Here is a 23,087-nt window from a genome sequence, read left to right as displayed (position 1 = left end):
CTATGTAACAAATAGCGAATAGGTTACTCTAATAACCGAATGTTCGATATTATAGAACAGTTTTTTAAACAACAAGTTAGGAGTTATGTCATATGTTAAACAAAGATAAAACCAAGTTAGCCCTAGTAGTATCTGCATCACTAGCTGCTTCTGCAGCAATCGGCACAGCAACTGCTGGCGAGAACCCATTCACTTTAAATGACTTACAGTCTGGTTATAACCTTTCTATGTTTGACGGCCATGGTAAAGATGGCGAAGGCAAATGTGGTGAAGGCAAGTGCGGTGAAGAAAAAGCCGAGAAAGCCGAAGAAGGTAAATGTGGTGAAGGCAAGTGCGGCGAAGGTAAATGTGGTGAAGATAAAGCCGACAAAGCCGAAGAAGGTAAATGTGGTGAAGGTAAATGCGGCGAAGAAAAAGCTGAAAAAACCGAAGAAGGCAAATGTGGTGGCGCTAGCTAATCACTTGAGCTGACCCAATTAAAGTGGCGCTTAGTCGCCACTTTTCCTTTCTACTCATTATTTTCTCAGGAGTAAATGTGAAACAACGTAAGATCATTACAGGTGCAGGCTTAGGACTTCGTCGAGACTTTCTTGATGAGTATGACGCTTTGGATCAGTCTGATGTTGATTTCATGGAAGTTGCCCCTGAAAACTGGATTCCTTACGGCGGTCGCTTACAAGAACAGTTTAAGCGCTACGCAGACAGATTCCCCTTTGTGATTCATGGTTTGTCGCTGTCGATCGGTGGCCCGACGCCGCTGGATACTGACTTCGTCAAACAGGTCGCAGAATTCATTAAGACTTATGACATTCAGTTTTACAGTGAACACTTAAGTTACTGTAGCGATGATGGTCATATGTATGATCTGATGCCAATTCCATTTACCGAAGAAGCGGTTCATTACGTTGCAAACCGAATTAAGCAGGTTCAGGATATTATTGGCCAGCAAATCGCTATGGAAAACGTGTCCTATTATGCGGCACCAGGGCAGGAAATGCCCGAACTCGAATTTTTGTTGGCGGTTTTGGAAGAGGCTGATTGTAAGTTGCTGTTAGACGTTAATAACATCTACGTAAACAGTATTAATCATAAGTACGATCCTAAGCAATTTTTAAAAGCTCTGCCAAAGCATCGCATCGCTTATGGCCATATTGCCGGTCATTACGATGAAGCAGAGGATCTCAAAGTCGATACTCATGGCTCCGATGTTAAACCCGAAGTCTGGGACCTGCTGGATATGGCTTATGAGCAGTTTGGCGTTTTCCCGACTTTACTTGAGCGAGATTTCAACATCCCAAAAATGAGCCAGCTATTAAAAGAAGTTGAGCAGATCAAAGCATTGCAAAATAAATACCAGCAAGTTCCGGCAGCGATAGCTTAGAGGTTTAGGTGTAATGAATAAAAGCCCGGAGCTACCTAAATTTCAACAAATCCAATACGAGTTCGCTAAAAACCTGCGAAATCCAGCGAAGTTTCAGGCGCCTGAAGGCATTGAAGCGAGGCGTATGAAGGTTTATCAGGATTTGTTTTACAACAATGTACAAAATTTCTGTGCCAAAGGTTTTCCTATCCTACGTTCTTTGACGCCAGACGATAAATGGCATCGCATGGTGCGCGACTTTTTTACTGAATATCGCGCCCACTCACCTTACTTTGCAGAGATTTCCGCTGAGTTTTTAAATTATCTGTCAGAGCATCGTCAGCCCGAGCAGGATGATTATCCTTTTATGCTGGAACTTGCCCATTGGGAGTGGCTGGAGGTGGCTCTATTAGCCAATAAAGACGATATTCTGTCGATTCCCCATGATAGGAACGGTGATTTGTTTGAGCAAAATATTGTGATATCACCCTTAGCGAGTGCCGTCGCCTATGAATATCCGGTGCATCGTATCGGTAGCGCTTACATCCCGGAAGACAAGCCTGAACAGCCAAGCTTCCTAATTATTTGCCGTGATCGTAAGCATAAGATTGAGTTTATGGAAACTAACCTGTTCACCTACCGTTTGTTACAGATTTTCCTGGAGCATTTGGAACAGGAGCGGCAAATTACCGGCCAGCAGGCTTTGCAGCAGCTGGCTGAAGAAACTCAGTTTCCCAATCCGCAACAGCTTATTGAAGGCGGCAAGCAAATGCTGGACAGTCTCTTGCAACGGGACGTCATTCTGGGCGTTAATTCATGAGCAAAGGTCAACAGACCCAAACAACAAGTCTGGCGCAAATCCATTGAAACCTTTATCATTGCGCCATTGAGATACCAAAGGACAAAATAATGACGTTTCACCGATTGATATTGGTTTTGGGTGTTTTAACCTTATCAGCTTGCGCAACAACTGACTCAAGGAACCCTAAAGATCCCTACGAAGATTTTAACCGAGACGTGTGGGAATTTAACCGCGCCATCGACAACGCCATCTTAAAGCCCACAGCAAAGGGCTATCAAGCGATTACACCAGATCCGGTTGAGAAAGGCATTTCTAATTTTTTCAGTAACTTAGGTGAAATCGAAACCATTATTAATGACATTCTGCAAGCCAAGTTTGGTAAAGCGGGGCGTGATACAGGACGTTTTCTGATTAATAGTACTCTGGGTTTGGCTGGTTTTCTTGATCCAGCCACAGAAATGGGCTTAAAGAAAGAAGAAGAAGACTTTGGTCAGACCCTGGCTGCCTGGGGCTTCGATTCGGGTCCATACCTGATGTTACCATTCCTCGGCCCCTCAACCGCTCGTGATAGTATTGGCTTTGCGGTGGATAAAGCTGCCTTATACAGCCCGTATGACGAAATGAATGACTCGCAAACCGAGTGGAGCTTAAGAGCGCTTGATCTGATCCAGACTCGGGCATCGTTATTACCTTTGGAAGAACAGCTGGAGCAGGCGTTAGACGACTACTCAATGGTCCGCGATGCCTATCTACAGCGCCGTGAGTTCCTGATTCATGACGGTCGACCACCGATCGAAGATGATTGTGAGTTTGAAGAAGACTGCGAAGATTGGTAATTTACCCTAAGCAGCAATAACAGGAATATCGAATCATGCCGATGGATTTTAAAGACACTTTGGTTATAGCCATTTCGTCAACTGCCTTGTTTGACTTGGCAGAGAGCCATCGCATTTACATGGAAAGTGGCGTCAACAGTTACGCCCAATATCAAATCGATCACGAAGATGAGCTACTCAAGCCTGGTGCGGCATTTGGCCTGGTTCGCAAGCTACTTGCCTTGAACGAAGGTGCGCAAGACAAGCCTCGTGTTGAAGTGATTCTCCTATCCCGCAACAGTGCGGACACTGGGCTGCGTGTATTCAACTCCATAGAAAATCATCGATTGCATATTACCCGCGCTGCTTTTACCTCAGGCAACAGTCCTTATCTTTATGCCGAAGCCTTTGGTGCTCACCTGTTTTTATCGACTAATCCTGTTGACGTCACTCAGGCCATAGAGGCCGGTATCGCTGCCGCTACTATTGTTGCACCGACGCAAGCAGGTAATGAAACCGATATCATCAAGTTCGCTTTTGATGGTGATGCGGTTCTGTTTTCTGATGAGTCCGAGCAGATTTTTCAAAGCGGTGGATTGGAAGAGTTTACCAGGCATGAGAAAGCATCCGCGCAAAAACCTCTCGAAGGTGGACCATTCAAAAACTTCCTTGCCGCACTGCATAAGCTGCAAAAAGAATTTGGTACAGAGAACTGTCCTATTCGAACAGCACTGGTTACAGCTCGTTCGGCCCCTGCGCATGAGCGCGTGATTCGAACACTCCGTTACTGGGACATTCGCATTGATGAAGCTTTATTCCTGGGCGGCATGGACAAAACAAAATTCCTCAAAGCATTTGGTGCAGATGTGTTCTTCGATGACCAGGAAGGGCATATTGAGCGCGCCAGAGAACATATCGCCAGTGGACACGTACCTAATGGCGTCATTAACAAGAACAAAGCGTAATAAAATAGATTGCGCTTACTAAAACCTCGTTACACCTCCTTCCTTGATATTTAACTGCGATTCGGGCATCGTGCTGTAATCTTGTTTTTTGAACATTCCATTGGGATATCAGCGTGAATATCAGTATCAAACACATCATTTCAGCACTTCTATGCTTTGCTAGCTTTACATCAGTGGCTGCCACTCTGGATGCTCCAGAGAGAACCGAAGGTGAAGGTCCTTATGATCGACTCATTCTCCGTGGTGGCATCATCATCAATGGGGAGGGCGCTCCGCCAACTGGCCCAGTCGATATTATTATTGAAGGTAATACCATCAAAAGCATCCGCTCAGTGGGCGCACCGGGAGTTGCTATTAATGAAGCTAAAAGACCCAAAGCTGGCCCAAACGATAAGGTCATGGATATCAGTGGCCATTATGTTTTGCCTGGCTTTGTCGATATGCATGGCCATATCGCAGGTAGTGTTGATGGGCTACCAGCTGAATATCCTTTAAAGTTATGGTTGGCTCACGGCATTACCACGGTGCGCGAACCGGGTAGCTTTAATGGCCTGGACTGGACGCTAAAACACCAAAAGCTTAGTCAACAGAATAAGATCACAGCACCACGCATTGTGCCTTACATTGGATTTGGTATGGGCTGGGATAAAGAAATCACCACACCTAAAGAAGCACGTAAATGGGTTCGCCATGTGGCAAAAGAAGGCGCAGCCGGAATCAAGTTTTTTGGCTTGCCCAAAGATATGATGGAAGCAGCGCTGGATGAAGCTAGCAAGCAAGGTTTAGGCACTATGATGCACCATGCACAACTGAACGTGTATGGCACTAATGCACTGGACTCAGCGCGTTTGGGCTTAACTTCCATGGAACATTGGTATGGTCTGCCGGAAGCTTTGTTCACCGATAAAACCATTCAGGATTATCCACTCGAATATAACTACAACGATGAGTCACATCGCTTCACTGAAGCTGGCCGCCTATGGCAACAGGCAGCTCAAAAAGGTAGTGACCGCTGGAATTCTGTCCGTGATGAACTGATCGATTTAGATTTCACCATCAATCCGACACTGACCATCTACGAAGCCAGCCGTGATGTCATGCGTGAGCGTGAGGCTGAGTGGCATGATGATTATACTCACCCCAAACTACTTGAATTCTTCGAGCCCAACCGTCACTCGCATGGTTCTTACTTTTTTGATTGGACTACGCAGAACGAAATTGACTGGAAAGAAAATTACCGTATCTGGATGAGTTTCTTGAATGACTATAAAAATCACGGCGGGCGCGTTACCACGGGCTCTGACACTGGTTACATATACAAGATCTTTGGCTTTGGTTTGATTCGTGAGTTTGAACTGCTGCAAGAAGCAGGGTTCCATCCGCTTGAAGTGATCCAGTCCGCGACGCTGAACGGTGCAGAAGCTTTGGATATGGACGATAAGATTGGTTCGTTACGTCCGGGTAAATTAGCAGACCTGGTGATTGTCGATGAAAATCCTATCGCAAACTTTAAAGTGCTTTATGGCACAGGCCATTACCGTTTGGGGCTTGATAATGTTCCGCAACGAGTTGGCGGCGTTAAATACACCATTAAAGATGGCATCGTCTTTGACGCTCAACAATTGAGAAAAGATGTTAAAGCCATAGTGCAAAAAGCGAAAGACTCTCAATAAAAATTGAACTAGCCTCTGAAATATTATTCAGAGGCTATTGTTTACTTTAAGATTTGAGTTAATGCCGGTTCTAATTCCGGATATTTAAATTCAAAACCTGATTCTTCAAGTTTATGCGGCACCACTCTTTGCCCAGTCAATAGAATATGAGCCATTTCCCCCATCACAATTTTTAAAGCAAACCCCGGAACCGTCATAAAAGTAGGGCGGCCTAACACTTCGCCCAGTGTTTTGGTTAAGGTTTCATTGGTAACAGGATTCGGTGCGGTCAAGTTGATAGAGCCTGACAAACTGTCGTTGTCTATTATGTGTTTGAGTGCTCGAACATGGTCAAGAATGTGAATCCAGGAAAAGTATTGATTACCAGAACCCAATTTGCCACCAAGTCCAAGCTTAAAAGGCAGTAGCATCTGTGAAAGGGCTCCTTTGTTGCCGAGTACGACCCCTGTGCGAATGCAGCATACACGAACCCCAAGGCTTTCAGCGCGATAGGCCGCATCTTCCCATTTAGAGCATAGTCGAACCTGAAACTCTGAAGCATTTCCCGAAGTTGACTTTTCATCCAGCAATTCACTACCACGTGGGCCATAATAGCCGATAGCAGAACCGCTAATGAAGGTATGAGGCGTGCGCTCTTGATGTGACATCCAATCCACCAGCTTTTCTGTTAAGTGTAATCGGCTGTTAACAATTTCCTGCTTATATTTATCGGTCCAACGCTTGGCTGATAAATTCGCTCCAGCCAAATTAATCACAATGTCTGCATGATGAACCTCACTCAGGTCTTCCACCAGCTGCACGTGCTTATAATAAAAATCATCCTCATATTTAGTCGGTGTTCGACTAAGAACCACAATATTGTAATTATCCTTTTGTAACAGCGGGATTAAATTGCGGCCAATAAACCCGGTACCGCCTGTAACTAAAATGGTTTCCATAAGATCCTTCAATTGCCATTAAGACATAACATCAGTATAGCAATCTAACCGTGTAAATGAAGTGAATAGGTTAGATATTTGGTAGGTGGTATTGTATCGGTTTGAGACGGCTTTGTAGGGGAAATAATACCTAGAGGGGAAGGGGAGTCTAGTGGGGAGAGAAGGGACAACTCAAGAGTTGTCCCTAAGAAAAGCTAAACCACTAACACTCAATAATATGTACCGCTAAACCACCGCGTGCTGTTTCTTTATATTTGTCACGCATATCCATGCCTGTGTCCCACATGGTTTTGATGACTTTATCGAGCGATACTTTGTGTTCACCATCGCCACGTAGTGCCAGGCGAGCAGCATTAATCGCTTTGATAGAGCCCATGGCGTTACGTTCAATACAGGGAACCTGAACCAGGCCACCAACAGGGTCGCAGGTTAAGCCAAGGTTATGCTCCATGCCAATTTCTGCAGCATTTTCTACTTGCTGTGGGCTACCGCCCATAACTTCGGTTAAAGCCCCAGCAGCCATTGAGCAGGCTACGCCTACCTCGCCCTGACAACCGACTTCAGCACCGGAAATCGAGGCGTTTAGTTTATATAAAATACCTATCGCGCCAGCGGTTAATAAGAAACGGATAACGGATTTTTCGTCTGCGTTTTGGTGAAAGCGCATAAAGTAAAAGAGAACGGCTGGAATAATGCCCGCTGCACCATTGGTTGGCGCTGTGACCACTCTGCCACCGGCGGCATTTTCTTCATTAACGGCAAGTGCGTAAAGATCGACCCAATCCATGGCACGTAACACATCATTCTCATTCGAGTCTGACTTGAGTTTACGATAAATGCCGGGCGCACGACGTTTGACTTTTAAGCCACCGGGTAAAATTCCTTCACGATTACAGCCGCGCTTGATGCAATCTTCCATCACTCGCCAGATTTCAAGTAGTTTGGCTTTGACTTCTTCTTCACTGCGCCACGATTTTTCGTTTTCCAGCATTAAAGTAGAAATACAAATCCCTTCATCTTTACAGATTTGCAAAAGCTCAGCAGCACTGGTGAAGGGGTATTTAACTTTAGTGTCATCTTCCATGATTGGCGTATCAGCGTCGATATCTTCGTTTACTACAAAGCCGCCACCAACAGAGTAATAAGTTTTCTTCGCAATCTCATTACCATCTTTATCGAAAGCTAAGAAAATCATACCGTTTGAATGCCGTGGTAACGATTTTCGACGATGCATGACTAAGTCTTTATCTTCCTTAAACTTAATCTCGGCATCACCGTTCAGCTTAATTTTTTTCTCTCCACGAATGGTTTCCAAGCGGGCGGGAATAATATCGGGATCAACATCTTCTGGAAGATACCCTTCAAGACCAATCATAACTGCTTTATCAGAACCGTGACCCTTACCTGTTGCGCCGAGTGAGCCATAGAGTTCGGCTTTGACTCGTGTCACCGAATCTAATAGATTTTTTTCAGCCAAAAACTCAATAAAACGGTGCGCAGCACGCATAGGGCCAACAGTGTGTGAACTGGATGGGCCAATGCCGATGCTGAACATGTCAAAAACGCTAATTGCCAAGGTGAAACCTCAAAAAAATCATTATGAAATTAATAGTCCGATTGTACTCGCTATAGCAGTGAGTTGCTATGGCTAGCTACTCAGACCAGAGACCCTTTATAAGGGGAGGTTATTGCAAAATATGGTGGGTTAACGCCTGTGGATAAGCTTAGAAAACTGGACAATGATGTTGGCGGTAGCGCCCCAGATGTTACGCTTCAGATAAGGGATCGAATAGACCGAATAACGTTGCCCATTGTACTCTTTATAAAAGTGATTTTGATTGTCTGGATTTAACACAAAATCAAGCGGCACTTCAAAAGCATCCGCAACCTCAGCTTCACACAGTCGCATTTCGTAATGTTCCTGAACCTGCGCGACTATGGGCTGGATCATAAAACCTGAAACGGTGGGTTGTAGTGGAAGTTTACCGATAACATTGATAAGACGATCCGGAATCCCCACTTCTTCGTGGGTTTCGCGTAATGCAGTGTGGATTAGATCCTTATCCGTATCATCCATGCTGCCACCTGGAAAGCTGATTTGTCCCGCATGATGGCGCAATTGGAAGGTTCTTTGGGTCAATAATAATTGTAACCCTTCTTCACGCTCAATAATCGGAACCAGAACAGCACTCGGTCTGAGCGTGGTTTCCTTTGGTGTGATCTGGTTTGCGCGCGCCAGAGCTTTTTCTATATCAATCAGTTTAATCATCTTTAAGAACGGGTAAAATTTTACTCAGTTTATGTAGTGTTTCCTGATATTCATTGTCGGCTTCGGAATCAGCGACCAGTCCACCGCCACCCCATGCATAAATCGTATCATTTTCGGTGACTAATGTGCGGATAGCGATATTCGAATCCAACATTCCTCTAAAGTCATAATACAACACTGAGCCACAATAGATACTACGGCGATGTGGTTCCAGCTCTTCAATGATTTGCATTGAGCGAACTTTGGGTGCGCCAGTAATCGAGCCACCGGGGAAGCAGTATTTTAATAATTCAATGGCGTCTTTATTGGGTGCCAAATCAGCTTCTATGGTACTGACCAGATGATGCACTGAAGTAAAGGTTTGCAGTTCAAACAGTTTAGTAACCTTGACGGAACCAATCGCTGCGCTACGACCAATATCATTACGCAGCAAATCAACAATCATCAAATTTTCTGCACGGTCTTTAACACTGTTCTGCAATTCATCGGATAGGCGTTCGTCCTCAATCGGATCTTTAGAGCGTGGACGCGTACCCTTAATCGGTTGTGTCACAACATGGCTTTTGTGTTTTTGCTTCTTAACTTCAATGAAACGTTCTGGCGAAACAGAAAGAATCTGTTGTTGTTCGAGGTTCATGTAAGCAGAGAAGGGCGCTTGATTGTGCTCGGCCAGTTTTAAATAAGCATTCCAGGGATGACCCTGATAAGCTGCTTTGAATCGTTGCGCGAGATTGGCCTGATAGCAATCGCCTGCATGGATATAGTCATGCACTTTTTGGAATCGATCCGTGTAGCTTTGCTGGCTCATGTTAGATTGCCAGTTGTCGGCTAATTGAAACTCATCGAAATGCGCAGGTTCGGCTTGCTCAAAATAACCTTCAAACTCACGAATAATATCTTCCCAATAACTTTCGCAGTAATCGGAAAACTTAAGCAGGTAGCATTTTTGCTGTTCGTGATCACTGATGAAGCCCCACTCATACAAACCAAAAGCCATTTCCGGCAACTGAATATCTTTTTTAGCGATGGTTGGAATTTTTTCAACATAACGACCGAGGTCATAGCTACAGTAGCCAGCGATGCCGCCATGAAAAGGCAGGCGCGATAATTCTTTAGGCAATGACAGATAGTCATCAAGGCCAGCTTGATAAAACTGACGCAGATCCTCAAAAGGCGTGTGGCTAAGTTTCAGATCAAGGCCAGTAACTTCGGTCTTGCCATCGCTGAAGCAAATGGTGGCTCGTGGGCGAGCTAAAATCAGATCAAAACGGGCAGCTTGGTGGGTGGTTTTTCCACTATCCAGCAATAAGGCCCATGGCTCGTTAGCGAACCAGGAGAAAAGGTCACGTAGGGCTGCTGGGTCTCGGTAAGGAAATTCAACAAATTGAGCTGTGTTTTGTGTGTTTTTCATGCAGATAGTTTAAAAAAGAGTCAATTTGACGGCTAAATCTGAATAATTAGCGTCCAAAATTTGGGAAACGCCATTGCCAGCCTGTATAATGTTCTGCCGATTTTAGAGGTTTGTTTGCTTCTTGTATAGCGAAGCACAAATTTACTCATTCTGAGCCGTCCACGGGAGAGACTTAATGGCCGCCATTAAAGCAGAAGACTTTATTGCAAGTGTTGCTGATGCCTTTCAATATATTTCCTATTACCACCCAAAAGATTTTATCCAGGCGTTAACCGCAGCCTACGAAAAAGAAGAAAGCCCTGCGGCAAAAGATGCCATGAAACAGATTCTGGTCAATTCACGTATGTCCGCCATGGGTCATCGTCCCGTATGTCAGGACACCGGTATTGCCTGTGCTTTCGTCAAAGTAGGGATGGATGCGCGTTTTGAAGGTGGCATGACGATTCAGGAAATGGTCGATGAAGGTGTTCGTCGTGCTTACTTGAATCCTGATAACCCATTACGTGCTTCAGTACTGATGGATCCTGCGGGTAAACGCCTTAACTCCAAAGACAATACACCAGCTGTAGTACATGTTGAGATGGTTAAAGGCGATAAGGTTGAAGTCACCTGTGCCGCGAAAGGTGGTGGCTCTGAAAATAAATCCAAATTTGTTATGCTCAATCCAAGTGATTCTATTGTCGACTGGGTTGTAGAGACCGTGCCCAAAATGGGTGCTGGCTGGTGTCCGCCGGGTATGCTTGGTATTGGTGTTGGCGGTACGGCTGAAAAGGCTATGGTACTGGCCAAAGAATCCTTGATGGATCCAATTGATATGCAGGAGCTATTGAAACGCGGCCCAAGCAACCGTGTTGAAGAATTACGTATCGAGATCTACGAAGCAGTGAACAAGCTCGGTATCGGTGCACAAGGTTTGGGCGGTGTGACGACCGTGCTTGATGTTAAAATCAAAGACTGGCCAACTCATGCTGCTTCTAAGCCAGTAGCCATGATTCCAAACTGCGCCGCTACGCGTCACATTCACTTCACATTAGACGGCACTGGGCCTGCTATGCTAACCCCACCATCAATCGAAGATTGGCCGGACATGGAATATGAAGCAGCGGCCGATGCCAAGCGTGTGGATATGAATAATATCACGCCAGAAGAAGTAGCTAGCTGGAAACCAGGACAAGTCTTGCTGTTAAACGGCAAAATTCTAACCGGCCGCGATGCTGCCCATAAAAAGATTAAGGATTTACTCGATTCAGGCGAAGGCTTGCCAGAAGGTCTGGATTTCACCAATCGTTTTATTTATTACGTTGGCCCAGTAGATGCCGTAGGCGATGAAGCAGTAGGCCCAGCAGGCCCAACAACTGCAACCCGCATGGATAAATTCACTGACATGATGCTCGATAAAACTGGCTTGCTAGGCATGATCGGTAAAGCAGAGCGCGGTGATGAAGCCATTGAAGCCATCAAGAAACACAAATCCGTGTATCTAATGGCCGTCGGCGGAGCAGCCTACCTGGTTTCTAAAGCGATCAAGCATTCAGAAGTCGTTGCATTCCCTGAACTGGGGATGGAAGCGGTATATGAATTTGACGTTAAAGATATGCCAGTGACTGTAGCTGTAGATTCGCAAGGCGAAAGCGTCCACAAGACGGGGCCAGCGGTGTGGAAAGTTAAGTTAGCGAGCTAAATATGGCTAGTAGGTATAAAAGATATAGGTCACTACCATTAGAAAAAAAAGTTCGTAGTATTAAGAGAATGTTGATCTTTATGATTGCTTTTCCCGCGCCATACTACTTTTTAATGGGCTATTTATACGAGAAATATGACTGGGGTAGTGGTGATCCATATAACTGGTGGATATGGATTATTTTTTTCATTCTCGCAGTAACATGGGAAGTTTTTGAAAAGCTAAACATCTTAAAGGATGAGCTTGCCCAGCCAAAGAAAATCCCCTTGGGTAAATGACAAGAACGTAGGGTGCGTCGTGACGCACCGAATAAAATAAGGTTTATATTATGAGTGCAGGTTTAAAATTTCGTAAAGCGGTTGAAGAAAACCATCCGCTACAATTAATGGGAACCATCACAGCCTATACCGCACGTATGGCTGAAAAAATTGGTCACAAAGCGATTTACTTATCAGGTGGTGGTGTTGCTGCTAATTCATTAGGCATGCCTGATCTTGGCATATCAACAGCAGAAGATTTGTTGGTGGATATTCGCCGTATCACTGATGTCTGTTCATTACCATTAATGGTCGATATTGATACCGGATTTGGTGGCGCATTTAATATTGCTCGTACCACGCGCGCTTTAATCAAGGCTGGCGCTGCCGGCTTCCATATGGAAGATCAGGTTGCGACTAAGCGTTGTGGTCATCGCCCCAATAAAGAAATCGTCAGCCAGCAAGAAATGGTCGACCGTATCAAGTCAGCAGTCGATGCGCGTAGCGATGAAAACTTCGTTATTATGGCGCGTACTGACGCGCTAGCAGTTGAAGGTATGCAGTCAGCGATTGACCGTGCCAATGCTTGTATCGAAGCGGGTGCCGATATGATTTTCCCTGAAGCCATGCGCTCTCTGGAAGATTATGAAACTTTCCGTAAGCACGTTAAAGCTCCATTCCTGGCTAACATCACTGAATTTGGCGCAACACCACTGTTCTCCTGTGACGAACTAGCAGGTGTTGGTGTCGATATCGTTTTATATTGTTGTGGTGCCTACCGTGCCATGAACAAAGGCGCTGAAACTTTCTACAAAGATGTCATGGCGAAAGGACATCAACGCGACGTGATTGATATCATGCAAACACGCGATGAATTATACGACTATCTTGGCTACCACGAATACGAGCAAAAGCTCGATGAATTATTCGCGCAAGAAAAAGCCAAAAAGAAATAAATCATACCAGGAGACAACCATGTCAGATTTACCAAAACCAAAAAAATCCGTAGCACTGTCTGGAGTAGCGGCAGGAAATACCGCTTTGTGTACCGTAGGCCGTACTGGTAACGACTTGCATTATCGTGGTTACGATATTCTAGATTTAGCAGAAAACTGTGAGTTTGAGGAAGTTGCCCATTTATTGATACATGGCAAATTACCCAATAAAGCTGAGTTAGCAAACTACAAACGTAAATTAAAAGCGCTTCGTGGTTTGCCAGCATTACTTCAGGACGCGTTAGAACTTATTCCAGCTAATGCACACCCAATGGACGTTTTGCGTACCGGTTGTTCCATGTTGGGAACCGTCTTACCTGAGCGCGAAAGCCAGCCGATGAACGAAGCAAAAGACATTGCTGATCGTTTGTTAGCGTCTTTCCCGTCCATGTTGTTGTACTGGTACCACTTCTCGCACAATGGCGTAGCGATTGATTTGGAAACAGATGAAGAGTCTATTGCCGGACACTTCCTGCACTTATTACACGGCGAGCCATGCCCAGATTCGTGGGTTCGTGCGATGCAAATCTCCTTGAACCTGTATGCAGAGCATGAGTTTAATGCATCAACTTTCACCAGTCGCGTTATTACAGGTACAGGCTCAGATATGTACTCAGCCATCTGCGGTGGTATCGGTGCATTACGTGGTCCTAAGCATGGTGGTGCAAACGAAGTCGCACTGGATATTCAAATGCGTTACGACAGCGCGGATCATGCAGAAACTGATATTAAAGAACGTTTGGCACGCAAAGAAATCGTTATCGGTTTCGGTCATCCGGTTTACACCGTTTCAGATCCACGTAATGAAGTGATCAAAAAAGTAGCCAAAGAATTATCAGACGAGCAGGGCGACACTAAATTGTATGACGTTGCAGAGCGTCTGGAACAAGTCATGTGGGACGAAAAGAAAATGTTCCCTAACCTTGATTGGTTCTCAGCCGTGTCATACAACAAGATGGGCATCCCAACGGCCATGTTCACTCCTATCTTCGTAATCTCGCGCATCACCGGTTGGTCAGCGCATGTTATGGAGCAACGTGTTGATGGCAAAATTATTCGTCCGAGCGCGAATTATAATGGGCCGGAGAATACTAAATTCGTTCCAATCGACAAGCGTTAAAATTTTTTTAGCGCCAGTAGCTGTGTTATGCAACAGAGTTGTTGCAAGCATTGCTGCTGGTGCTTAAAAATCATGTTAATGCCACTCTCGGGGAACTGGGAGTGGTCATAAATTAGTAATAATTAGTAGCGCCAAATCCAACAAACACAATCGTGTGGACACTTATGAACACAAACTATAGAAAAAAGCTTGAAGGCACTAATCTTGATTATTTCGATACGCGAGAAGCGGTTGAAGCTATCCAGTCTGGTGCTTACGATAAACTCCCTTACACCTCAAAAGTACTTGCTGAAAATCTGGTGCGCCGTTGCGATCCTGAATTGCTAACGGACTCTCTAAAGCAACTTATTGAGCGTAAGCGTGATCTTGATTTTCCTTGGTTTCCAGCGCGTGTGGTGTGCCACGATATTCTCGGACAGACAGCGTTTGTAGATTTGGCGGGTTTGCGCGATGCGATCGCGGAGAAAGGCGGTGATCCTTCTAAAGTGAATCCAGTGGTTCCGACTCAGTTAATCGTTGATCACTCGTTAGCAGTGGAACATGCTGGTTTCGAAAAAGATGCCTTCGAAAAAAACCGAGCTATCGAAGATCGTCGTAATGAAGATCGTTTCCATTTTATTAATTGGTGTAAAACGGCGTTTGAAAACGTCAATGTTGTTCCACCGGGCAATGGCATCATGCACCAGATCAATTTAGAACGTATGTCGCCAGTCATTGAATCACGCGATGGCGTTGCTTTTCCAGACACTCTGGTTGGTACTGACAGCCACACTCCAATGGTTGATGCATTAGGCGTTATCGCAGTAGGCGTTGGTGGTCTGGAAGCTGAAAGCGTTATGCTGGGCCGTGCCTCATACATGCGTCTTCCTGACATTATCGGTGTTGAGTTAACGGGCAAACCACAACCAGGCATCACCAGTACCGATATCGTATTAGCGATTACCGAGTTTTTGCGTAACGAGCGCGTGGTTTCTTCCTACCTTGAGTTCTTTGGTGAAGGTGCTTCGCACTTAACTTTAGGCGACCGTGCCACTATCTCCAATATGACTCCGGAGTTTGGTGCAACCGCAGCCATGTTCTACATCGATCAGCAAACCATTGATTATTTAACATTAACGGGTCGTGATGATGAGAATGTAAAACTGGTTGAAACTTACGCCAAGCAAACTGGCCTGTGGGCAGATGGTTTGACCGGCGCTCAATACGAGCGTGTACTGACCTTTGATTTATCGTCAGTAGGCCGCAACATTGCGGGTCCTTCGAATCCTCATGCACGAGTTTCCACTTCCGATCTGGCCAGCAAAGGTATCGCCAAACATATTGAAACCGAAGAAGGCAAAATGCCGGATGGTGCCTGTATCATTGCAGCGATTACCAGTTGTACCAACACCAGTAACCCACGCAACATGATTGCGGCTGGTTTGATTGCGCGTAACGCCAACAAATTGGGCTTAACCCGTAAGCCTTGGGTGAAAACATCATTGGCACCTGGTTCAAAAGCGGTAACTATGTATCTTGAAGAATCTAAGCTACTTCCGGAACTTGAAAATCTCGGCTTTGGTGTCGTCGGTTATGCCTGTACTTCCTGTAACGGCATGAGCGGTGCGCTTGATCCTAAGATCAAACAGGAAATTGAAGAGCGTGATTTATACTCGACCGCGGTGTTATCGGGTAACCGTAACTTCGATGGTCGTATTCATCCGCACGCTGATCAGGCTTTCCTGGCGTCGCCCCCATTAGTAGTGGCTTACGCGATTGCAGGTACCATTCGTTTCGATATCGAGAAAGATGTATTGGGAATTGATAAAGATGGTAACTCAGTCACCTTGAAAGATATTTGGCCAAGTGATGAAGAAATTGATTCGATTATCAAAGAAAACGTTAAACCTGAACAGTTCCGCGCAGTTTATGAGCCGATGTTCAATGTCAAAGTGGACACAGGCGAGAAGAGCAACCCATTGTATGATTGGCGTCCGCAGAGTACCTATATCCGTCGTCCTCCTTATTGGGAAGGCGCATTGGCAGGCGAGCGCACCATGAAAGGTATGCGCCCGTTGGCGGTTCTTGGCGACAACATCACAACCGATCACCTGTCACCATCCAATGCGATTCAAAAATCGAGTGCAGCAGGTGCCTATCTCGACAAGATGGGCTTGCCGGAAGAAGATTACAATTCTTATGCAACCCACCGCGGTGATCACTTGACCGCACAACGCGCCACTTTCGCTAACCCAAAATTGTTAAACGAAATGGTTCGTGACCAAGACGGTTCGGTAAAGCAAGGTTCATTAGCCCGTCTTGAGCCAGAAGGCAAAGAAATGCGCATGTGGGAAACGATTGAAACCTACATGGAACGCAAGCAGCCGTTGATCATTATTGCTGGTGCAGATTACGGTCAGGGTTCTTCTCGTGACTGGGCTGCTAAAGGTGTGCGTCTTGCAGGCGTTGAAGTGATTGTTGCTGAAGGCTTCGAACGAATTCATCGCACCAACTTAATTGGCATGGGTGTTTTACCTTTAGAATTTACCAACGGTGAAACACGCAAAACCTACAACATCGATGGCACTGAAACCTACGACGTCGAAGGCGAAGTGAGCCCGGGTGCAAACTTGACCGTGATTATGCATCGTAAAGATGGTGAGCGTGTTGAGATCCCTGTGAAGTGTCGCCTCGATACCGCTGAAGAAGTTTCTATCTACGAGGCTGGTGGTGTGTTGCAGCGTTTCGCACAGGACTTCCTGGCAGCGAGCTAAAATCATATAGCAAATCATCCCCACAACAGTGGGGATTTTTTGATTAATTAAAGGCAAAACTATGTCCAAACAGTTCCCTCCACAGATTAGAATTCCAGCCACTTACATGCGTGGCGGTACCAGTAAAGGTGTTTTCTTTAACCTGACCGACTTGCCCAAAGCAGCACAAGTGCCAGGTGCAGCGCGCGATAAATTATTGCTGCGTGTCGTTGGCAGCCCGGATCCATATGGTAAACATACCGATGGTATGGGTGGCGCTACTTCAAGCACCAGCAAGACAGTGATTCTTTCAAAGAGCAGTAAGCCCGATCATGATGTGGACTATCTTTTTGGACAGGTTTCAATCGACAAGCCTTTTGTAGACTGGAGCGGCAATTGCGGTAACTTAACCGCGGCAGTAGGTTCGTTTGCTATCAGCAGTGGTTTGGTTGATCCCAGTCGAATTCCAGACAATGGTGTTGCAGTTGTTCGCATCTGGCAAGCGAACATTGAGAAAACCATTGTGGCTCACGTGCCTATAACCAATGGTGAAGTGCAGGAAACCGGTGACTTTGAATTGGACGGAGTTACATTTCCAGCAGCAGAGGTCAAAGTTGAATTTATGGATCCAGCCGATGGTGAAGGTTCGATGTTCCCAACGGGTAATCTGGTTGATGATTTGCAAGTGCCGGGCATCGGTACCTTGAAAGCAACCATGATTAACGCTGGCATTCCAACCATTTTCCTCAACGCTAAAGAAGTTAATTACAACGGCACTGAGCTTCAAGAAGCGATCAACAATGATGGCAAAGCATTACTTATGTTTGAACTCATTCGCGCACACGGAGCAGTGAAGATGGGCTTAATTGCAGACATCGAAGAAGCCGCCAATCGCCAGCATACTCCGAAAGTCGCCTTCGTAGCACCGCCAGCGGACTATGTATCTTCCAGTGGCAAGCAAATCAACGCCAACGACATCGATCTTAATGTTCGCGCTTTATCCATGGGCAAATTGCACCATGCCATGATGGGCACCGCCGCCGTTTCCATCGCAACCGCAGCAACCATACCGGGCACATTAGTCAACCTCGCTGCAGGTGGAGGAGATCGTCAAGGCGTTACCTTTGGTCATCCGTCAGGAACCCTCAAGGTTGGTGCCGAAACTGAAAAGCAGAGCAATGACTGGGTCGCCAAAAAAGTCAGCATGAGTCGAAGCGCACGCGTCTTAATGGAAGGGTGGGTGCGAGTGCCGGGTGATAACTAAGAAATCGTAATAACAAAAATAACTCTAAGCGGGTATTCTAACCAATAGTTGGCTGCGAGTTGTTGCGTCTATTTTAAAAGGAAATGTGATGATAAAGAAAACCGCTGTCATAATAATAAGTCTGTTTCTGTTAACCGCCTGTGTGGATGAGCCGCCTTACTCTGAGAAGATATCAGAGTGTATAACTGAGGCTCATGAAGCTTATAAAAAGACCTTTCAAATTAATTTTACTTCTAACCCGGTTCAGGAGTGTTTTGATAAAAATGTCATAGGCGATTCTTTTTCTCCACTCGTCATTGCGTCCGGCAATAAAAAGATAGATCTGAGTACAATCAAAAAACCAATCTATTTACATACTTTTTCAGATTCTTTGGGGCAGTCACTCAGGGAAAAAGAGTACATTAATGATATGGCTGTAAAGTACTCCGATGATATTAAGTTTATTGTCTTACATAAACAAGCGCCTTTCGCTTCAGGTATGATGGAAGAGAAATTTCCAAAATTATATGGCCCATTTAATAACAATATAACTGTAATTAGCGTAACTGAAGATAATACAACTGATTTAGATGATGGTTACGGGGAGTTAATTTCGGGTGTTAGGAACATCAGTTACCCAACAACTTACTACCTTTCTACCGATAAGAAGATTGTAAAGGTAACCAGTTTGGAAGAGGTTATGGTCCAAACCAATATAATCTATATGGATAATAATCAACATTTATCAGATCAAGAGCTTAGCAAACTTAGTTTTTATGCTCGGGTACCTAAGCTTATTGATGAGTTGATCTCTAAAGAGGAAAAAAATCCAAAAGACACTCAGGCAACGGAATAAACTAAAATACTAGTTATTACACACTTGGTATTTTTGTTTTTTACAATAATAGAAAGCTTAAAATGCATCGTTAACTTTCATAAGTTAACGATGCATTATTTTCGGGTGGTGACTTGGGGCCCTCCATTAAACCTCTCCCACAAGCTCTTGCCTTCTATCGCTTTAATAGCTTTATCGATGCTGCCAAAGATATGAACTCCAATCTCTTCAGAAATACTATCCACCAATGCGGCTGATTCCTTGAGGTATTCTTTTATCTTATGGCTTTGCTCTTCGCCTTTGTTAGTTAATGAGTACAGCGTTCGTCTTTTATCTTCTTTGTCTGAGTGTTGCTGTACAAGTCCCAGCTTTATCAGTTTCGGTATTTTTTGTTTAACCAGTTGGTGAGATTGTCCGAGTTCCTTGGATATATCAACTAAGGATGCTTGTTCTAATTCGAGTAAGCTTAGCAGGGTGGAACAGGATTTGATTGGCACAATGATGCCCAGGCTATCAAAGATAGGCTGAGTTTGCTGTTCTATGAGATTGCTGAGATCTTCGGCTCTCTTTCCCAGCAATGCTTTCTGGTTGATGCTTTGCTCTAAGCCCATGAAGTTTTATCCGTTTTTGATTCGCTTTTATTTTCTTTCAACACGCCTTTAAGACGCTGTTCAACATTCTGTTTCAATTTGGTAGTTGACTTAAATTTAGGAAAGAATGTAACATGTTGCGCAATATGTTGCAATAATTGCATGTGCGTAGATTTAGATCATCAAAGGAATAGAACAATGAATAGACGGTCGTTTATCAAGAACTCTGCTCTCGCTGCGGCAGCTGTGGGTATCAATCTTGGTTCTGGAGGTTTGCTAGCTTCTACCAAAATACATAATGTGATTACTAGAAAACAATATAACGATTGGTTTGTATTTGATGGGTTAGGTGTTTTGTATGATATTAATGACCCAACAGGCGGTATTCAGGATAACTGGCGCATGACGGATCGTTTGAAGCAGGAGCTGTTAGCCAGTGGTCTTGATTGTTACCGACAAACGACAGGAGCACCCTTTCCAGCCTATCCCGGTGATGATGTCTTCGAGACCAGCGTCAGTATTCTCAGCCAACACCATAAGCTCATTGATGCCAATGCCGATGTGCTGACTTTGGTTCGCAAGTTCGACGATATCGTACAGGCAAAAAAAGATAATAAGATTGCCGTCACCTTAGGATTTCAGAATAGTCATACCATCGGTAATAATCTGGAGCATATTGAAACCTTCAAACACCTTGGTGTGCTGACCATGCAGCTTACTTACAACGGACAAAACCAAATTGGAGGAGGGGCGAATGTTAGTCCTCGATTACCTTTGACCGAGTTTGGGCATAAGGTCATTGAGAAGATGAACGAACAGAATATTTTGATTGATCTTAGTCACAGCGGTGAGAGAACCTGTCTCGAAGCGATCAGGGCCAGTAAGGTGCCGGTAACTATCAGTCACAGTGGTTGCAGAGCTTTAGCTGACTTTCCGCGTAATAAAACGGATAAGGAGTTGCGTTTGTTGGCTGATAAAGGGGGCTTGTTCGGTGTCTACTTTATGCCGTTCTTAGCGCCGGACAGCAAGGCGAATTCTGAGCATCTGGTGGCGCACATTGAGCATGCCATTAATGTCTGCGGTGAAGATCATGTCTCCATTGGCACAGACGGTGGCTATACCGGTATTGATGACATAGATAAAGTTCGTCAAAGCACCGATAAGATGACACAGCACCGGATTGATAATGGAGCTGCAGCCGCCGGTGAGAAAATCGGTAATTTAAACTTTATGCCTGATATCGTTGGATCAAACCAATTTTACTTACTCGCAAATAAGCTCGCAGAAAGAGGGCACAGCACTACCAGAATTGAAAAGGTGCTGGGTTTGAATGCCTATAATCTAATGCGCGAGGTATGGCGTTAATGGTATTTTAATCATACTTGAACTAAGGCAGCACTTAACATGCAGCTTTATTTATGGGATAGTTTTGTCAAACCATAATAAGGAAAAAACATGAATAATATAAAATACTTAACAATGCTAACCATTATTTTTTGTACAATTGTTACTCCAAGTCTAGTGAGAGCTAACGATGTTGAGACCATTGTAGTAACAGGCTCTAGAATCGATTGGTATGATTCTCCAGCTGTCACGTTAGTTAAGCCTGCTGATTATTTAGTGCAACAAGTCAAATTGCTTAATGACTCTAGGGATCAATCTTTGCGAGAAAAGGAACTTACTAATACGGTAAAGGACATTCTTAGGAGCGCGAATAAAAGCAAACTTATTGAGTTAGGCGTTGGCAAAGATATCGTTTATCCAATTACGTTAGATGATTTACAGTTGGACTTTGAGGAAGGCGAGCGCACAGATACTTCTGTCGTTAATTTGTACATTAAGACTCCAATAAATAATAAAAGCCAAGTTGAAAAGTTAGTAACGCGCATTAATGACTTTATAACTACAATTTCTGTATCAGGACGAACCGAAGTTGAAAAGAATGGTGAGCTTGTATTAAGTATTGTAAATCCAGAAAAATATCGTCAAGAGTTACTGGCTGCAATTGCTAAAGATATAAACTCTACAATTAATATATTTGGTGATAACTATAAAGTAGATATTAGTGGATTAAGTCAATCTCTGATGTGGGAAAGGGCGTCTGTCTCTGAGTTGCGTCTTTATCTCGAATATGACTTTACCTTAATTGCTAAATAGTTTGATATATATATGTCGAGACATACCAACAATTAAAAGATCACTGGATCCCGTAGTCACCGACCGAAGGAAGTGCCTATGGTGCCACGGGATGACAAGTGTTGGTAGTCTGCAAAGTACCTCTTTGCTCCTACATTAATTTCCACATATACTGAACTCCTGTGTTTTATTACAGGAGTTCTTTATGTTTCTCGCCTCTTTGAAGTTTCTGTTCTCTTCTTTTTTCCTTTCTGGGTTGTTCATCGCTTCTGCTAATGCCGCTGGTGAAGTCGCAGCTCCCAATAAACTACCGTCACTGCTTGAGGTAACGGCTTATGAGGTTGAGTGGAAGGGGCGGCCGCGAGATCCTTATGTAGCTCCGGACGGCATGGTGTGGTTCTGTGGGCAGGCGAATAATTATATTGCGCGCTTGGATCCTGAGTCAGGTGAGATGAAGAAATTTGAAGTAGCTGAGGGCAGTCATCCGCATAACCTGATAGTCGATAGTAAAGGCTTTGTTTGGTATGCCGGTAATCGGAATGGCCATATCGGTCGTATTCATCCTGAAACAGGTGCTATTAAGCAATACTCAATGCCAGAAGGAGTTCAAGATCCCCATACTCTGGTATTCGATTCCGATGAGAATATCTGGTTTACCGCTCAGCACTCCAATGTGATTGGTCATTTAAATGTGGAAACGGGCGATGTGCAACATGTGTCTATGACAAAAAAGCGTTCACGTCCGTATGGAATTAAAACCGATGCTAATAACAATGCGTGGTCGGTATTGCTGGGTACTAATAAGTTAGCTTTTGTTGATAAAGAAACTTTTGCTTTAATTGAAGTTAGGCTTCCTCGCGATAATGCACGCCCACGCCGCATGGAAATTACTGATGATGGTAATGTCTGGTACGTGGATTTTATGGGTGGTTTCTTGGGACGATACAACCCTCAAGAAAAAGAGTTTGAGGAGTGGTTGTTACCCAGTGGAGAAGGCAGTCGACCCTATGGCACCGCACTGGACGATGAGGAAGTGATCTGGATTGCACAGACTGGACCTTATCCGAATGTAATGGTGGGTTTTGATACCAATCGTGAAAGCTTTTTCAGTAGCACTGTTGTTGAAGAAGGTGGCTCGATTCGCCATATGTATTATGATCCTGATACTGATGCTTTTTGGTTCGGAATAGATACCGGGTATATTGCTAAGGGTAAGATGAAGGGGGAGGGAGCTAAGGAATAGCTATTTATAAGTTAAGAGCAGA

The 23,087-nt window shown here is 44.6% G+C and carries 21 protein-coding genes; 16 read left to right on the top strand and 5 right to left on the bottom strand.

Features of this window, described 5'->3' with window-relative positions; translation table 11 throughout:
* Positions 1-92 precede the first annotated feature (92 nt).
* From ACN0VI_RS09865 to ACN0VI_RS09840, 6 genes are all read left to right on the top strand, one after another.
* Complete coding sequence (locus tag ACN0VI_RS09865) at positions 93-458, top strand: hypothetical protein (protein WP_417446671.1); 366 nt, start codon at positions 93-95, stop codon at positions 456-458.
* 77 nt (positions 459-535) lie between these two features.
* Positions 536-1,381: a DUF692 domain-containing protein gene (locus ACN0VI_RS09860; protein ID WP_417446670.1), complete on the top strand. Its 846-nt coding sequence runs from the start codon at positions 536-538 to the stop codon at positions 1,379-1,381.
* A 13-nt stretch (positions 1,382-1,394) separates the two neighbouring features.
* On the top strand, positions 1,395-2,180 hold the full coding sequence (locus ACN0VI_RS09855; RefSeq protein ID WP_417446669.1) for a DNA-binding domain-containing protein: 786 nt from the start codon (positions 1,395-1,397) through the stop codon (positions 2,178-2,180).
* An 89-nt stretch (positions 2,181-2,269) separates the two neighbouring features.
* The gene (locus tag ACN0VI_RS09850; protein ID WP_331890832.1) at positions 2,270-2,998 is read left to right on the top strand and encodes a VacJ family lipoprotein; all 729 of its coding nucleotides are present in this window, start codon (positions 2,270-2,272) and stop codon (positions 2,996-2,998) included.
* A 35-nt stretch (positions 2,999-3,033) separates the two neighbouring features.
* The gene (locus ACN0VI_RS09845; RefSeq protein ID WP_417446668.1) at positions 3,034-3,942 is read left to right on the top strand and encodes a 5'-nucleotidase; all 909 of its coding nucleotides are present in this window, start codon (positions 3,034-3,036) and stop codon (positions 3,940-3,942) included.
* A 113-nt stretch (positions 3,943-4,055) separates the two neighbouring features.
* The gene (locus tag ACN0VI_RS09840; RefSeq protein WP_417446667.1) at positions 4,056-5,615 is read left to right on the top strand and encodes an amidohydrolase family protein; all 1,560 of its coding nucleotides are present in this window, start codon (positions 4,056-4,058) and stop codon (positions 5,613-5,615) included.
* A 41-nt stretch (positions 5,616-5,656) separates the two neighbouring features.
* Here the strand turns inward: ACN0VI_RS09840 and ACN0VI_RS09835 are convergent, their stop codons facing one another.
* From ACN0VI_RS09835 to pabB, 4 genes are all read right to left on the bottom strand, one after another.
* Positions 5,657-6,553, bottom strand: a complete 897-nt coding sequence (locus ACN0VI_RS09835; protein WP_417446666.1) for a TIGR01777 family oxidoreductase — start codon at positions 6,551-6,553, stop codon at positions 5,657-5,659.
* A gap of 202 nt (positions 6,554-6,755) precedes the next feature.
* Entirely contained in the window at positions 6,756-8,129 is a 1,374-nt protein-coding gene (locus ACN0VI_RS09830; protein WP_417446665.1) for an L-serine ammonia-lyase, read from the bottom strand.
* Between the two features lie 129 nt (positions 8,130-8,258).
* Positions 8,259-8,822, bottom strand: coding sequence for a CoA pyrophosphatase (locus ACN0VI_RS09825; protein ID WP_417446664.1), 564 nt, complete (start codon positions 8,820-8,822; stop codon positions 8,259-8,261).
* The gene (gene pabB, locus ACN0VI_RS09820) at positions 8,815-10,233 is read right to left on the bottom strand and encodes an aminodeoxychorismate synthase component I (RefSeq protein WP_417446663.1); all 1,419 of its coding nucleotides are present in this window, start codon (positions 10,231-10,233) and stop codon (positions 8,815-8,817) included. The genes ACN0VI_RS09825 and pabB overlap by 8 nt, the downstream gene beginning before the upstream one ends.
* Before the next feature lie 175 nt (positions 10,234-10,408).
* Here pabB and ACN0VI_RS09815 point away from each other — a divergent pair, with 175 nt between their 5' ends.
* The 7 genes from ACN0VI_RS09815 to ACN0VI_RS09785 all read left to right on the top strand — a co-directional run bounded on the left by ACN0VI_RS09815 (position 10,409) and on the right by ACN0VI_RS09785 (position 19,117).
* On the top strand, positions 10,409-11,914 hold the full coding sequence (locus ACN0VI_RS09815) for a fumarate hydratase (RefSeq protein ID WP_331890823.1): 1,506 nt from the start codon (positions 10,409-10,411) through the stop codon (positions 11,912-11,914).
* Between the two features lie 2 nt (positions 11,915-11,916).
* A complete protein-coding gene (locus ACN0VI_RS09810; RefSeq protein WP_417446662.1) occupies positions 11,917-12,192 on the top strand; it encodes a hypothetical protein in 276 nt (91 codons plus the stop codon).
* Between the two features lie 50 nt (positions 12,193-12,242).
* Positions 12,243-13,127 (top strand): methylisocitrate lyase, encoded by an 885-nt coding sequence (prpB, locus tag ACN0VI_RS09805; RefSeq protein ID WP_417446661.1) that lies wholly within the window; start codon positions 12,243-12,245, stop codon positions 13,125-13,127.
* 19 nt (positions 13,128-13,146) lie between these two features.
* Complete coding sequence (gene prpC, locus ACN0VI_RS09800) at positions 13,147-14,286, top strand: bifunctional 2-methylcitrate synthase/citrate synthase (RefSeq protein ID WP_331891746.1); 1,140 nt, start codon at positions 13,147-13,149, stop codon at positions 14,284-14,286.
* A gap of 164 nt (positions 14,287-14,450) precedes the next feature.
* A complete protein-coding gene (acnD, locus tag ACN0VI_RS09795; protein ID WP_417446660.1) occupies positions 14,451-17,039 on the top strand; it encodes a Fe/S-dependent 2-methylisocitrate dehydratase AcnD in 2,589 nt (862 codons plus the stop codon).
* 61 nt (positions 17,040-17,100) lie between these two features.
* Positions 17,101-18,282: a 2-methylaconitate cis-trans isomerase PrpF gene (gene prpF, locus ACN0VI_RS09790; protein WP_417446659.1), complete on the top strand. Its 1,182-nt coding sequence runs from the start codon at positions 17,101-17,103 to the stop codon at positions 18,280-18,282.
* Between the two features lie 88 nt (positions 18,283-18,370).
* A complete protein-coding gene (locus ACN0VI_RS09785) occupies positions 18,371-19,117 on the top strand; it encodes a hypothetical protein (RefSeq protein ID WP_417446658.1) in 747 nt (248 codons plus the stop codon).
* A 95-nt stretch (positions 19,118-19,212) separates the two neighbouring features.
* On the opposite strand, the gene ACN0VI_RS09780 is transcribed toward ACN0VI_RS09785, so the two are convergent.
* The gene (locus ACN0VI_RS09780) at positions 19,213-19,707 is read right to left on the bottom strand and encodes a winged helix DNA-binding protein (RefSeq protein WP_417446657.1); all 495 of its coding nucleotides are present in this window, start codon (positions 19,705-19,707) and stop codon (positions 19,213-19,215) included.
* Between the two features lie 177 nt (positions 19,708-19,884).
* On the opposite strand from ACN0VI_RS09780, the gene ACN0VI_RS09775 reads away from it, so the two are divergent.
* The 3 genes from ACN0VI_RS09775 (at position 19,885) to ACN0VI_RS09765 (ending at position 23,065) form a co-directional block, all read left to right on the top strand.
* A complete protein-coding gene (locus ACN0VI_RS09775; protein WP_417446656.1) occupies positions 19,885-21,051 on the top strand; it encodes a dipeptidase in 1,167 nt (388 codons plus the stop codon).
* A gap of 90 nt (positions 21,052-21,141) precedes the next feature.
* On the top strand, positions 21,142-21,843 hold the full coding sequence (locus ACN0VI_RS09770) for a hypothetical protein (protein WP_331891521.1): 702 nt from the start codon (positions 21,142-21,144) through the stop codon (positions 21,841-21,843).
* 184 nt (positions 21,844-22,027) lie between these two features.
* Entirely contained in the window at positions 22,028-23,065 is a 1,038-nt protein-coding gene (locus ACN0VI_RS09765; RefSeq protein WP_417446655.1) for a lyase, read from the top strand.
* The last annotated feature ends 22 nt before the right edge of the window (positions 23,066-23,087 follow it).

The sequence above is a fragment of the Kangiella sp. genome (assembly GCF_048265365.1).
In the GTDB taxonomy this organism is placed as follows: domain Bacteria; phylum Pseudomonadota; class Gammaproteobacteria; order Enterobacterales; family Kangiellaceae; genus Kangiella.
This window is presented reverse-complemented; position numbering and strand designations above follow the sequence as displayed.

Bases quoted from the DNA above. Each gene is read 5' to 3' on its own strand.
- ACN0VI_RS09865 (WP_417446671.1), top strand. From the start codon at position 93: ATGTTAAACAAAGATAAAACCAAGTTAGCCCTAGTAGTATCTGCATCA.
- ACN0VI_RS09855 (WP_417446669.1), top strand. From the start codon at position 1,395: ATGAATAAAAGCCCGGAGCTACCTAAATTTCAACAAATCCAATACGAG.
- ACN0VI_RS09850 (WP_331890832.1), top strand. From the start codon at position 2,270: ATGACGTTTCACCGATTGATATTGGTTTTGGGTGTTTTAACCTTATCA.
- ACN0VI_RS09845 (WP_417446668.1), top strand. From the start codon at position 3,034: ATGCCGATGGATTTTAAAGACACTTTGGTTATAGCCATTTCGTCAACT.
- ACN0VI_RS09835 (WP_417446666.1), bottom strand. From the start codon at position 6,553: ATGGAAACCATTTTAGTTACAGGCGGTACCGGGTTTATTGGCCGCAAT.
- ACN0VI_RS09825 (WP_417446664.1), bottom strand. From the start codon at position 8,822: ATGATTAAACTGATTGATATAGAAAAAGCTCTGGCGCGCGCAAACCAG.
- pabB (WP_417446663.1), bottom strand. From the start codon at position 10,233: ATGAAAAACACACAAAACACAGCTCAATTTGTTGAATTTCCTTACCGA.
- ACN0VI_RS09815 (WP_331890823.1), top strand. From the start codon at position 10,409: ATGGCCGCCATTAAAGCAGAAGACTTTATTGCAAGTGTTGCTGATGCC.
- ACN0VI_RS09810 (WP_417446662.1), top strand. From the start codon at position 11,917: ATGGCTAGTAGGTATAAAAGATATAGGTCACTACCATTAGAAAAAAAA.
- prpB (WP_417446661.1), top strand. From the start codon at position 12,243: ATGAGTGCAGGTTTAAAATTTCGTAAAGCGGTTGAAGAAAACCATCCG.
- prpC (WP_331891746.1), top strand. From the start codon at position 13,147: ATGTCAGATTTACCAAAACCAAAAAAATCCGTAGCACTGTCTGGAGTA.
- acnD (WP_417446660.1), top strand. From the start codon at position 14,451: ATGAACACAAACTATAGAAAAAAGCTTGAAGGCACTAATCTTGATTAT.
- prpF (WP_417446659.1), top strand. From the start codon at position 17,101: ATGTCCAAACAGTTCCCTCCACAGATTAGAATTCCAGCCACTTACATG.
- ACN0VI_RS09785 (WP_417446658.1), top strand. From the start codon at position 18,371: ATGATAAAGAAAACCGCTGTCATAATAATAAGTCTGTTTCTGTTAACC.
- ACN0VI_RS09780 (WP_417446657.1), bottom strand. From the start codon at position 19,707: ATGGGCTTAGAGCAAAGCATCAACCAGAAAGCATTGCTGGGAAAGAGA.
- ACN0VI_RS09775 (WP_417446656.1), top strand. From the start codon at position 19,885: ATGAATAGACGGTCGTTTATCAAGAACTCTGCTCTCGCTGCGGCAGCT.
- ACN0VI_RS09770 (WP_331891521.1), top strand. From the start codon at position 21,142: ATGAATAATATAAAATACTTAACAATGCTAACCATTATTTTTTGTACA.
- ACN0VI_RS09765 (WP_417446655.1), top strand. From the start codon at position 22,028: ATGTTTCTCGCCTCTTTGAAGTTTCTGTTCTCTTCTTTTTTCCTTTCT.